The organism is Brachyspira pilosicoli (assembly GCF_036997485.1).
In the GTDB taxonomy this organism is placed as follows: domain Bacteria; phylum Spirochaetota; class Brachyspiria; order Brachyspirales; family Brachyspiraceae; genus Brachyspira; species Brachyspira pilosicoli_C.
The window spans coordinates 436,162-449,762 of the sequence record NZ_JAWLPU010000003.1; the positions used below are offsets into that span (position 1 = coordinate 436,162).

Annotated in this window: 10 protein-coding genes; 3 read left to right on the forward strand and 7 right to left on the reverse strand. The window is 26.9% G+C overall.

Features of this window, described 5'->3' with window-relative positions; all coding sequences use genetic code 11:
- Positions 1-184 precede the first annotated feature (184 nt).
- Positions 185-817 carry a bifunctional 4-hydroxy-2-oxoglutarate aldolase/2-dehydro-3-deoxy-phosphogluconate aldolase gene (locus tag R4I97_RS09875; protein WP_335784873.1) on the reverse strand — a complete coding sequence of 211 codons (633 nt, stop codon included), beginning with the start codon at positions 815-817 and terminating at the stop codon, positions 185-187.
- Positions 818-910: 93 nt separating this feature from the next.
- Positions 911-2,317 carry a glucuronate isomerase gene (gene uxaC / locus R4I97_RS09880; protein ID WP_335784874.1) on the reverse strand — a complete coding sequence of 469 codons (1,407 nt, stop codon included), beginning with the start codon at positions 2,315-2,317 and terminating at the stop codon, positions 911-913.
- Positions 2,318-2,476: 159 nt separating this feature from the next.
- On the opposite strand from uxaC, the gene flgG reads away from it, so the two are divergent.
- Positions 2,477-3,271, forward strand: coding sequence for a flagellar basal-body rod protein FlgG (flgG, locus tag R4I97_RS09885; RefSeq protein ID WP_335784875.1), 795 nt, complete (start codon positions 2,477-2,479; stop codon positions 3,269-3,271).
- A gap of 41 nt (positions 3,272-3,312) precedes the next feature.
- Here flgG and R4I97_RS09890 read toward each other — a convergent pair whose 3' ends face one another.
- Positions 3,313-3,870 carry a lytic transglycosylase domain-containing protein gene (locus tag R4I97_RS09890; RefSeq protein ID WP_335784876.1) on the reverse strand — a complete coding sequence of 186 codons (558 nt, stop codon included), beginning with the start codon at positions 3,868-3,870 and terminating at the stop codon, positions 3,313-3,315.
- 222 nt (positions 3,871-4,092) lie between these two features.
- Here R4I97_RS09890 and R4I97_RS09895 point away from each other — a divergent pair, with 222 nt between their 5' ends.
- Positions 4,093-6,339, forward strand: coding sequence for a tetratricopeptide repeat protein (locus R4I97_RS09895; RefSeq protein WP_335784877.1), 2,247 nt, complete (start codon positions 4,093-4,095; stop codon positions 6,337-6,339).
- Positions 6,340-6,344: 5 nt separating this feature from the next.
- Here R4I97_RS09895 and R4I97_RS09900 read toward each other — a convergent pair whose 3' ends face one another.
- The 4 genes from R4I97_RS09900 to R4I97_RS09915 form a co-directional block, all read right to left on the reverse strand.
- Positions 6,345-8,936 (reverse strand): ABC transporter substrate-binding protein, encoded by a 2,592-nt coding sequence (locus R4I97_RS09900; RefSeq protein WP_335784878.1) that lies wholly within the window; start codon positions 8,934-8,936, stop codon positions 6,345-6,347.
- 296 nt (positions 8,937-9,232) lie between these two features.
- A complete protein-coding gene (uxuA, locus tag R4I97_RS09905) occupies positions 9,233-10,306 on the reverse strand; it encodes a mannonate dehydratase (protein WP_335784879.1) in 1,074 nt (357 codons plus the stop codon).
- Positions 10,307-10,325: 19 nt separating this feature from the next.
- Entirely contained in the window at positions 10,326-11,954 is a 1,629-nt protein-coding gene (locus R4I97_RS09910; protein WP_335784880.1) for a mannitol dehydrogenase family protein, read from the reverse strand.
- A 208-nt stretch (positions 11,955-12,162) separates the two neighbouring features.
- Positions 12,163-12,624, reverse strand: a complete 462-nt coding sequence (locus R4I97_RS09915; protein ID WP_335784881.1) for a hypothetical protein — start codon at positions 12,622-12,624, stop codon at positions 12,163-12,165.
- A gap of 266 nt (positions 12,625-12,890) precedes the next feature.
- On the opposite strand from R4I97_RS09915, the gene R4I97_RS09920 reads away from it, so the two are divergent.
- Entirely contained in the window at positions 12,891-13,595 is a 705-nt protein-coding gene (locus tag R4I97_RS09920; RefSeq protein ID WP_335784882.1) for a B3/4 domain-containing protein, read from the forward strand.
- The last annotated feature ends 6 nt before the right edge of the window (positions 13,596-13,601 follow it).

Below are 13,601 nucleotides of genomic sequence, written 5' to 3' on the forward strand. Positions count from 1 at the left end.
TAAAATATAGTATAGTTTAATTTATTTGTGTATAAATATTATTAATATTTTAAAAAAAGTCAAGTATAATATTATGTTCTTTCTTTATACTTTATTATAAAATAAACAATGATGAATTAATAATATTTTTATTAATTTATATATTTTATAAATTATTTAGTATTAGAAAGTATAATATGTATAATTAGTTTGCTATATCTTTTATTAGTTTGGAAGCCTCTTCAAATCTGTTTCTAATTTCTTTCCAATTTTTTTCTTTAATCAAATTTACAGGGCATAACCAAGAGCCGCCGCATGCAAATACATTTTTATTTTGAAGATATTCTTTTACATTATCAATATTTACTCCTCCTAAAGGCATGAATTTTACTCCTGCATGCTGATAAACAGGAGATATATTTTTTATCCAATCAATACCTCCATAAAGACCAGCATGGAAAAATTTTATATATTTATATCCGTAAGCTAAGCATTGCTCAACCTCGGCTGGAGTTGCAGCACCTGGTATATAATAATAGTTTTTCTTTTTAGCATATTCGAGCATTATAGGCTGAAAACCTGGGCTAATTATTATATTTGTACCTAAATCAAGTATTTTATCAACTTGTTCTGTATTTAAAACTGTGGCAGCAGCTCTTGGAAGAGTAGGATAGTCTTTGGCTAATATCTCTAAAGCCTTGTAACTATATTCTGTTCTAAGTGTTAATTCTATAGAAGGCAAAAACTCTAAGCAAAGCTCAGCTATATTTCTTATCTCCTCTTCATTTTCTACAACTACTACAGGTACAATTTTATTTTGTATGTATTTTTCTAACATAAAAATCCCATAAAATATTCTTTATTATTATTGTTTATAAAAAATCTTAATAAAAGTTTATATTTAGTATTACAGTAGTTTAATTTATCATATTTAGCTGTTAAAGTAAATATTGGCATTATTGAAGCATATATTTTCTATTACATTTCCTAAATATTTAATATCATTAGGAATTTCTCCTTTTTCAACCCATTCTCCTATTATATTGCATAGTATTCTTCTAAAATATTCATGTCTCGAATATGATAAAAAACTTCTCGAATCGGTAAGCATTCCAACAAATAAACCTAATGAAGCAGTATTCGCAAGAATTTTTATTTGTTCTTCAATTCCTTCTTTATTATCGCAAAACCACCAAGCAGAACCAAGCTGCATTTTTCCTTTTATATTTCCATCTTGAAAAGAGCCCATAAGAGTTGAAATAGGGTAGTAGTCTTTATTGTTAAGACTATAAAAAATCATTTTTGGAAGTCCGCCTTCATTATTAGCAGCTGTTAATAGTGATGATAATTTTTCTATAATATTAGAATCTCCTATAGAATCATAGCCCGTATCAGCGCCTAATTTTTTGAACATCACTTCATTATTGTTTCTAATGGCAGATATATGTAATTGCATAACTAAATTTGATTCTCTGTATTTTTTTATTAATTTCATAAGAATATACGTTTTATATTTTTCTATATCTTCATTGGATAATAATTCTTTATTCATTGCTTTTTTTAAAATATTATCTACGCTTTTTTCACTATCTGAATTAAACGGGACTATAGATAATGAACAGTCGCTTGATACACAACCTAAACTCTTAAAATAATCTATTCTTTTATATAATGCTTCAATTAATGATTTTATATCTTTTATATTTACTTTACTTGCTTCTTCCAACTTTTTTATATAACCACTAAAATCAGGCATATCAATATTTATAGCTTTATCAGCTCTAAAAGATGGTATTATTTTTGTGTCAATTTTTCCTATTTGAGCTTTACCTTCGTTTATTAATTTATGATATTCTAAATTATCTATTGGGTCGTCAGTAGTACCTATTGTATGAACCCTAAATTTTTTAAGAATATCTTTAATAGTCATATTATCTAACTTTTCATTAGCTTTTTCCCATATTATATTAGCATTTTCTTCATTAATAATTTCGTAAATATCAAAATACCTTTGAAGCTCCAAGTGACTCCAATGATATAAAGGGTTGCCTATTAAATTAGGCACGGTTTTTACCCAAGCAATAAATTTATCATAATCATTTGCATCTCCTGTTATAAATTTTTCATCTATTCCATTAGCCCTCATCATTCTCCATTTATAATGATCTCCATAAAGCCAGATTTCAGTTATATTATTAAATTTTTTATTTTCAGCAATTTCTTTTGTGTTTAAATGACAATGATAGTCAAATATAGAACATTTATTAGCATAATTATGAAAAAGCATTTTTGCTGTTTCATTATATAATAAAAAATCTTTATCCATAAAAGTTTTCATGATTTATCCTCTTTTTTAATTTATACTAAAGATTTTATGTTTTGTCAAAAAAAATTGAAAGTTTTTATTAAATTTTAAAACGTATAATAGCTAAAAAGTTATAAAGCGAATTTTCTATATACCGAAAATATAATATCATCAATAAATGGAGTAATAAATATGTTACGTTCTTTATGGACTGCTGCAAGCGGTATGAATGGTATGCAATTTAAAACAGATACAATAGCAAACAACCTTGCTAATGTTAACACCATTGGATATAAAAAAGTAAGAGCAGATTTTGAAGATTTAATATATCAAAACTTAAAAATACAGGGCACTCCTGCAACAGAAGATACCGTAACACCTGTTGGACTTCAAACTGGTTTGGGGGTAAAAAGTGCTGCTACACAAAAAATGTTTGACCAAGGTTCATTGCAGGCTACTGGAAATAAATTAGATTTAGCATTAGAGGGAGAGGGATTCTTCCAAGTGTTGATGCCTGATGGAAGCGTATCATACACAAGAGATGGTTCTTTTAAAGTTGATGCTAATGGTCAGCTTGTTACTTCTAACGGATACAAATTAGTACCTGAAATTATTTTTCCAGAAAACTTCCTTGTAGAAAAAATTAGTATATCAAGAGAGGGAGTTGTTTCTGTTACAATAGGAGATGAAAATGAACCTGTTGAGTTAGGAAACATCACATTGCATAGATTTATAAATCAGGCTGGACTGCTCTCTATAGGTGATAATTTATATAAAGAAACTGTAGCAAGCGGACCTGCATTTGAAGGCGAGGCTGGTTCTAAAGGTTTCCCTAGAATACATCAAGGCTTTGTTGAAATGTCTAATGTTAAAGTAGTAGATGAAATGGTAGATATGATAGTTGCACAGAGAGCTTATGAAATGAACTCTAAAGCTGTACAAACTAGCGATAATCTACTAGCTACTGTTGTAAATTTAAAAAGATAATTTAATTAATAGTTAAAAAACAAAGAGAGTTTTTAATTTTTTTAAAAGCTCTCTTTTCTATATATATCACCGTAAGTATCTTTTTTAGCTGCATAAAGCGATGTAAGCATATCATATTCTTCTTTAATATCTTCAGAATAAGAAAGCTTTGTTTCATCATAATTACTTCCAGCATTATAATATCTAAGACTCTGTATTATATCGCCATTAAATCTATTTAAAAGTTTAGCTATAAACCTAGTGCCAAGTATGATGTTTTCTCTATGATTATATCTATTAAGAGTAGGATCAACATCTTTATTTGCTATAGGAGTAATTTGGCAGTATCCGTAAGCATTTTTCTTAGACAAAGCAGTCGGTATAAAATCACTTTCTATTTTTATTAATGCTATCATAAGTAATGGATCTATATCATAGCTTTGAGATATATCGAAAACATCTTTAATAAACCAAAAATCTTGATTATAGTGATTAGAAATGTCTTGTATTAAATTAACCCAATTATTTGTTACAAAAGAATAATTATTAATATTGAAACTATGTGTCTCTAAATTACCAGCACACAGTATTAAACTAAAAATGATTACAATTCTTTTCATAATTTTACCCCCAATAAAATTAAAGTTTTTCTTCGCTCCTTTAACTATTTAAAAAATAGTAGCTATAAATTAAAGTCATAAAATTATATACTATTTTTTCATATAAATCAATAGTTTATTAGATATTTTATACATATAAAAAAATATTTTTAGTTGACATAATATATATATATACTGTACAATATAACATATTATTATTTTATATATTTCGAGGTTTTATAGATGCAAAACTCTATGGACAATATTTTAAATCATATATCCTATAATATAAAAAATGAAGATTATGAAGGAACTTTGGAAGCTTTAGATAATATTCTAAAAAAAGTACCAAAGAATTATAGAGCTAATTTATACAAAGGCCAATTGTGTGTTGAGATAAAAAAATTTGATGATGCAATCAAATATTTTGAGGAAGCTAAAAGAGTAGATATTAATACATTCAAATCTTATAATTTGCTTGGTATAAGCTATCATGCAATAGGAAACTATGATAAAGCTATAGAATGCTTTTATGAAACATTAAAAATACTTCCAAAATCTTATACAGCATACAATTTGCTTGGTATAAGTTATTACAAAAAAAATGAACATGATAAAGCAATAGAATGTTTTAATAAAGCAATAGAGATTAATCCTAAGTATGATAAGGCTTATAACAATTTAGCATTATATCATTATAGAAGTAAAAATTATGAAGCAGCAATAAACTTTTTTGAAAACTCAAAAAGTATGGATGAGATGACTTTTAAAGCTTATGATATGCTTGGAATGTGCTATTATAATATTGACAATTATGATAAAGCGATAGAATGTTTAAATAGATATTTGCAAAGCAACAGCCGCTCTTATAAAATATCAAATACATTAGGAGCAATATATTCTTACCTAAAAGATTATGACAAAGCAATAGAGTATTTTAATAAAGCAATAGAAATTAACCCTAAATATGCTAATGCTTATAATAATCTTGCATTAATATTTTTTAATAAAAAAAACTTTGATAAAGCGGCATTATATTTTGATAAAGCAAGAAAGTTTGATTTGGATTCTTTTACAGATTATTATAAATTGGCAATTAGTTATTATTCAAAAAAATACTATTATGAAGCAATAGAATATTTTAATAAGGTGATAGAAAGAAATGCTAATTCATATAAGGCTTATAATTTTATTGGGCTTTGCTACTCATCAAACGAAGAATATGATAAGTCTATAGAATATTTTAAAAAGGCTATAGAAATAAATGATATGTATTACAAGGCCTATAATAATTTAGCTAATGCATATTTAAATTTAAAAGACTATGATGAAGCTATAAAATATTTTAAATCTTCTATAGATATTAATGATAATGATGAGGCCTATTATGGAATAGCTATTTGTTATTATAACAAAGATGAAAAAGAAACAGCAGCATATTATTTAAATAAAAATATTGATAACATAAATGAAAATTATATAGATATGCTTTTTAATATTTATATAGATTTGGAAGATTATGATAAGGCAATTGTATGTGTTAGAAAAAACAATAAATATTATGATAAGCTTATAAATATTTTGTATAATAAAAAAGAGTATTCAAAAATAATAACTTTATTTGAAGAAAACAATAATATAGTTAATGAAAATAATGAGATTATAGCTAATTCATACTTCTATACAAAAAATTATGATAAAGCTATAGAATACTATAAAAAACTGTTAGAAACAAATAAAGACAATTTTATTTATTATAATAATATTGCTATTTTATTTTTCTTAAAAAATGATTACTCTTCTATTGTTGAAACTTATTTAAAATATTTAGAGAATAATGGTTTAGCAAGCTACAGTATATTTTTGCTTTCATATAGTTTACTTGCAAACAAAAAAATTAGCTATAATGATTTTTTAAAACTAACAGATAAATGTTTAGAGAAAAGTTTGATATATACAAATTATACAAAAACTATATATCAAACTTTTAAATATGATACCAACACTTTAAAAACCATATTTGAAAACAGAATACAATTTTGTGATTCTCATACTATATTAAAAGATGAGTTCACAGAAAATCATTTAAGAGCATTAAAACCTATATTAGAAAAAGTGGATATAATTTCATTTTATAAAAATATAGATGATATTAATAATTGGAATACTGACACTATATGCATAGAATATGAACTATTAGATTCTAATATATGCATTGCTCATAAAAACGATAACACTAACATATACGGTAAAAAGGCTAAGTTTTTATCATCTAATGAAGACATAGAATACGGCAATTTGCTTTCTATTTTTTATAAAGATAGAGATAAAATAATATCATATAAAAAAGAATTACAATTAAAAGTAAAAGCGGTATATTTATCATATAGTTTTGATGATTCTGATATAAACCTTATGAAATGCATACTAAAAAATGAAAACATAAAACTATATAAAATGAATAATGATAATTCATATAATGAGATTTAAAATATTTATTGTAATATAAAGTTTCTTGTTTCTATATAAGGCGTTTCATCTGCAATATAGGATTCTATTACAACAATATAATTTCCTTTTGGAAGAGTTACCAATTCCTCTTTTGTTATAGTGAGCTTAAACACATCATCTTGTAAAATCGCATTATACTCTCTTTCGCCTCCATTTTGTAATTGAAGAAGCACTTTTACTTTTGTATTAGGGTCTGGCATTTCTAAAGCATTATTAGGATAATTATATGATGAAACATAAATATCTATATTCATGTCGCTGTTTCTATTAACTATTGCAGGCATTTCAATATCTTCTATTCTACTCATTTTTGTTGATAGTTTTTCTATCCAATATTCAGCAGTGTAAGCATAATCTTTAAAAGCAGTTAATTCTATATAATTAGCCTTTGAATCTATTCTTGATATAAAGAAAGGTCCGTTTGATATATAAGCGTGTCCATATTTATCTATAAAGTCAATAGCAGCCTGATATCTTTTAACAGCCTCTTCTTTTGTAATAAAATCTTCTATTCCTGCAGGTATATATTCACTATCTCTCATCTCAATTAATTTTTCTTTTATGTCAGCCACACATATAGGATTTTTTACATCTATAGCTGTCAATGATTGGTCTTGTGAAATAGTATAAACATTACCAGATTTAGAGCCCTCAAGAACAATTTTCATTATAGCTTCATTTATCTCAAAAGGAATGACTGTGTTTCTATTAGGGTTGCCTATTTTAGGACCAACTGCAGCAATAGCAATTTGTCTATTCATATCCATTGGCCAATAATAGTTGCCATAGAGTGTAAAACTTCCATCTTCATTTATTACACTTCCAACTGCATTATCCATAGCAGAAGTATATCTTCCAGCCATAGCAGAATCATAATACTTATCATTTTCATTTGTCTTTGTTATTATGTTTGCAATAAACACACTTCCATACATCAAATCAACTAAAGATGAATCTATGCCATGATGCCATTTAAAGCTTTTTGGTTTAAAATCACATTTTACATAAGCAGTAAGATTATCAGCCTTTTTATAAGTTATCTCACCATTTTCAACTTTTGTAGTTAAACCCTCTTCCCATTTTTGAGTATAAGGGTTATACATCTTAGCATTATTAGGAACTTTTACAGTGCCTACTGGTATGCCATTATTACCTGCTATAACACCTATCTCTAAACTGTTAGTATCAGCTTCACCGAGTATAAACTCTGTCTTTGCAGTGGAAGGCGATTCAAATGTAGCACCAGCATCAGAACAAGGACCTATCATTATAGCAGAATATGCATCAGAAAATCCTCCCACTCCCACAGGGTCCCAAGGGCTTATAAATAATGAACCTTGTGCAGAATGCTGAAGAACCCTAAGCACTTTTTCACCGTTTCTATTTGGTTTTATGTCGGCACTTCTTATAGACCAATCATTAACACCATCGCCAACGCCATAAAGCATTCTTCTGTTAAATCTTTCTTTATTTGCTACAAAAAACTGCGTTTGAGAGTTTAAATATATCCGTACAGCATCTTCAAGCCCAATCTCTTGCAAACGCATATTACCATTCCAATATTCATCAGCAGTTAAAAACCAGCCGTTTGAATTTTTATCGCTTATTCTTGAAGCTTCTTTATTATCATAATTCCAAAACTCAGCAACGTTTCCGCCAGGCATATAGTTGCCTTCTCTTACATACATTTGCCTAAGCGTAACATCCCACCAAGCTCTTGTTGCCCCTGCTCCCCAAGCTTCTGTTATAATATTCCATTCATAATCTTTTGGGTTTGAACCATACACAACTTGGGTGGATTTGTTTCTGTCGTATAATAGTTTTTCTACTTTTATGCCTGTCTTTTCTATTAAGTCTGATATTGCATTGCCTGCAGGAAGTCTTCCTGTGGGGTCATCAACCCTTATAACAAATTTAATAGTTACTATTTCACCATTATATTTCCACCAGCCATTTTCTTTTTTTAGCTTTCCTCTGTTTTCTGGAAGATTAGCAGCTTTTTCCATAGCTTTATTTATATCATTAATTGCTTTCTCTTCATTTCCGTTTGCTGTCATACCCATTTTTGAAGGAATGAGATTATATCTATAAGTACCGGGCTGACCGGGTGTTGCTTGAGTAAATGAAGGCTCACCTGCCCCTCTTAAAATTTCATCAACAAGTTTTTTTCTGTCTATCAAAAAATTCATTGCAAATCTTACTTCTCTTATAGCAAGAGGATTAAAGTGAGTTTTACCGTCTCTTGTAGTAACTGTATAAGGGGCTTTATTTGGCACAGGATTAAAAAGCAAAGACCAAGAACCAGAAGGTACAGCATAAGTATCAAGTTTCTCCAAATCACTTTCACTTAATGATAAATATGTGCTTCCGTCTATTCCGCTAGCCATTAAATCTGCACGTCCGTCTGCCACATCTTTAATAGCTATTGTCATATCGGTTCTCACTTCATATATTATTTTATCTATTAACGCTCCGCCTCTGTCTATTTCTTTTATTTCTTCTTGACTGCTATTAGAACATGAAAATAATGTTAATAAACTAAATATTGATAGAAAAATTTTATTCAAAAATTTCATTAAAAGCCTCATATATGTAATAAAAATACTACTTAACATAATAATCTCATAAATAATAAATGTCAATATAAGTATATATATGAAGTTAGAAATTAAGTATATAATAAATATTTGTATATATTTTTGAAAAGCATATATTTTATATTGGTTTTTTTATTTTTATAAGCAGTTTGTATTTCAAAAAAGTTTATAATATTTTTTATAAAAATAAAAAAATACCAAATTATTTTTAGTATATAAATTTATAAATATATTGATGCAATTTTTATAAAAAGTATAATATATGAAATATATGCTTAATTATTTTTAGTTATTTTATCTATAGCTTCCCATAAACCTTGTAAATAAACTGCTCCTAATGCTCTGTCATAAAGTCCGTATCCTGGCATAGACACTTCATCCCAAATAGCTCTTCCGTGGTCAGGTCTAAATGGTCCTTCAAAGCCTATATCATAAAAAGCCTTCATAATAGCAAACATATCCATTGAGCCATCGCTTGATAAGTGAGCTGCTTCTTGGAATTTACCGGGTGCGGTATGCTCTAAGTTTCTTACATGAGCAAAGAAAATTTTTCCTTTTAAACTTTTTATTATATCAGGTATATCATTTTTAGGGTTAGAACCCAAAGAACCCGCACATAATGTTACACCATTACAAGAGCTATTAACACTATTAACCATCCTTAAAATATTTTCTTTATTGACTATTATTCTCGGAAGTCCAAATACAGGCCATGCAGGGTCATCAGGGTGTATAGCCATTTTTATATTATATTTCTCACATGTAGGCATTATAGCACTTAAGAAATATTTTAAATTTTCAAATAACTTTTCATCATCAATATCTTTATACATTTCAAAAAGTTCTTTTAATCTGCTCAACCTTTCAGGCTCCCAACCAGGAAGTACAAAACCGTTGGAATTAGAATCAATTTTCTCAAACATTTTCTCTGGCTCTATTTTGTCTATTATATCCTGATCGTAAGATAAAACAGTAGCTCCATCTGGTCTTATCTTAGCTAAATCACTTCTAGTCCAATCAAATACAGGCATGAAATTGTAGCATACTAAATTAATTTTATTTTTTCCTAATACTTCTAATGTTTTTATATAATTTTCTATATATTTATCTCTACTAGGCAGACCTATTTTTATATCATCATGTATGTTTACACTTTCTATGCCGTATATTTTTAGTCCTGCATTTTCCACTTCTTTTTTTAGGCTTTGTATATCTTCTTCTCTCCAAGCTTCTCCTGCTTTACTGTCATATAATGTTGTTATAACTCCCTTTACTCCCGGTATTTGTCTAATCTGTTTTAAAGTTACAGAATCAAAATTCTTTCCAAACCATCTTAAAGTCATTATCATAATAAATAATTCTCCTTAATCATTTTATGTATTTTTCTAAGCATTCTTTTACAGCATTTTCTTTACTTATCATTTCTTTAAAATAATTTTCTATTTTGTCTCCTAAATTTATTTTTTCATCGTATAAATTAACAGCAAATATAGTTTTGTTTGATAATATAGGTTTTAGATTATTTCCTAAGCTTTCAGGTTCTTTGAATTTTATATATTTTATATGTTGTTGTAATTCTTCAAGCATAGGGTCTGGGCTTATTTCTATTACATTTCCTTTATCATCTATACCCATTAAATATCTAATCCAAGCTGCTATTGTTAGAGGTATGCCTATTAAAGAAGAACAATCAAGTTTATTTTCTGCATAAGATTTTAGAGTTTCTCCATATCTTATAGGTATTTTTTGAGAGGTGTCTGTTGCTATTCTTTGAGGCGAATCTGGTATATAAGGATTTACTAAACGCTCTTCAATTACCTCTTTTATAAAATCTTTAGGATTCAAAATTTTAGGATTAGCAACTACTTTCATACCCTCATCATATCCTATTATTTGAACTAATTTTTTTAATTTATGATTTCTCATCTCTTCATAAATAAAATCATAATTGAGTAAGCATCCAAATATTGCTAAAGCTGTATGCAAAGGATTTAAGCATGTTGCAACTTTCATTTTCTCTGAATTTTTAACCGTTATTCTATCTGTTAAATATATACCAGCTTTTTCAAAATCTGCTCTTCCGTTTGGAAATAAATCTTCTATAACTAAATATCCAGTACTTTCAGCATTTACAAAAGGTGCCATATTGTTGCCGCCTATTTTAAATAAACTCATATCTTCAAACTCAATATCTTCTAATTTTTTTGCTATAATTTCAGAAGGCCTTGGAGTTATTTTATCAATCATGCTTAAAGGAAAAGCAACTTTGCTATTATTATCAAGATATTCTATAAATCTATCATCAGCAAAACCATTTTTATTCCACTCTTTAGCTATTTCAATAATAGATGATTTCAATTTATCTCCATTATTAGAGCAGTTATCTATACTAAGCATAGCTATGGGATAAGCTCCGTTTTTGTATCTTTCCAAAAGCATAGCAGCAGTCATACTCATAATATTTTTTGCTTTTTTCGGTTCATTATTAATATCTTCTTGAACTATATTGCTGTAATTGCCGTTTGAGTCTTTTATAGAATAGCCTTTTTCAGTAATTGTAAAACTTACTATTTGAAGAGAGTTTGATATAAATATCTTCTTTAATGAATCATAATAATTTATAAAATCAGCATGCAGTATATTAGTTATGCTTCCTATAATTTTTTTATCTATATCACCATTGCTTTTTATAGATGCTAAAAGGGTAAGATTATCGAAAGGCTTATAAACTTTATCAATCATTTCATAATCATCATCTCTTCCAGCAGCATGCGTGTCTACGGCTATTATACCTGTATCTATTATATTATCATTTAAAAGCTTATCTGCCACTGCTGCTATAAATCCTCTGAATATATTTCCTGCACCTAAATGAATCCAGGTAGGTTTTTTATTTGTATTTTCTATAATTTTTTTTATATCATATTTTGGAATTTTTATATTAGCTTTTTTAAAAAAATCTTTATTATTATTTAATGTATTTATATTTAATTTCATTTATAATGAAAATCCTGTTTATATAATAGTGTCTATTAATTTTATAAAAAGAATATAAACTGTCAAGGTCTTATTAATTTTATATATGTTTTTATTATAATAATTAACAATGATTTTTGAAATTATTTTTTATATGCATAATCTTTTTAACAAAATAATTATAAGAAATTATTGATAAAAAACGAAATTAAAGTTATTTTTATAATTTTTATTTAAAATTTCTATCTATTTCTAAATTTCTTAAAGTTTCCATCATTTGTATTTGCATTTGTATTCTAAAGTTATCATTAACAGCACTATTTACAGCATTATTATTTGGTGATTTCTGATATATTTGTGATTGTATTTTAGCATTATTTACTCTCATTCTATCTTCAAGCATTCTAATTCTTGGAGAATATCTGCCGTCTATTGCTTTTAATTTTTCTCTCTCTTGATAAGTCATATATCCATTTCCAAATTTATAGAATCTTCCATTTTTATAATATGTTTTTGTATATCCGTAATTTTTATATCTTTGATTATACAAATCATAACGAGGCTGATATTGTGGTATTCTTTGGTTAGGTATTAATGGTTTTACATTGCCCACTCTTGGTGTTGGAGAATAATAATATTGTGAAAATAAATTAATTGATAGTATAAAAAATATACAAAATAATTTCTTCATTGTTTTACCTCCGTATATATTAATTATACAAATAGTAAAAATAAATTCAATAACTCCGCATAATACAAAGTATTACACGGAGTTTTTGAGTAAATTATGAGTAATTATTCTTAAGTTGTGTATTATATTAGACGATTGATATTCAAAAAAGTTCCCGAAAAATTATTTTTTTTATATTTTTTTATGTTTTTTAATACTTTGACAAATGAGGCATTTTATTATATCCTGTATAGGACTATAAAAATATAATTATATAAAGGACTAATATGAAATTTAAAATAGAAAAAAAAGTATTTAACACTTTAGATAATTTATGCATAGCATTTGTTGTAGCTAAAAATATAGACAACAGAGAAAATGATAAATATGTTATGGATTTACTTGATAACAACTTATCAAAATCTCAAAAAGAATTAGAAAATATAAAGATAAAAGAATATAGTGAAATATTATGCTATAGAAATGCTTTTGAAAAGTTATCTATTAACCCTAATAAATTTTTATCATCTATAGAGGCTATTCTTACAAGAGTGTCAAAAGGTAAAGGGTTCCCTCATATAAATAAAATAGTAGATTTAGTTAATGCTTTATCTATAAAATACAGACTTCCTATGGGTTCTCATGATATTGATTCTATGAATGATGATTTTTGTGTAAGATATTCTGTTAAGGGGGATAAGTTTTTACCTTTTGGGGAGACTGAAACAGAATTATTAGAAGATAATGAACTTGTATACACTTGCGGTAATGATATAAGAACAAGAAGATGGATATGGAGGCAAAGCGAGTATGGAAAGATTGTAGAGACTACAACTAATATTATTTTTCCAATAGATGGTTTTATTGGTGTTAATGATAAAAAAGTAATGGATGCTAGAGATGAACTTGAAACTATTTTAAAAGAGTTATTTAATTGCACCACTATAAAAGGTTTTTTAAGCAAAGAAAATAATGAATCTGAAGAGTTTTAATTAAAG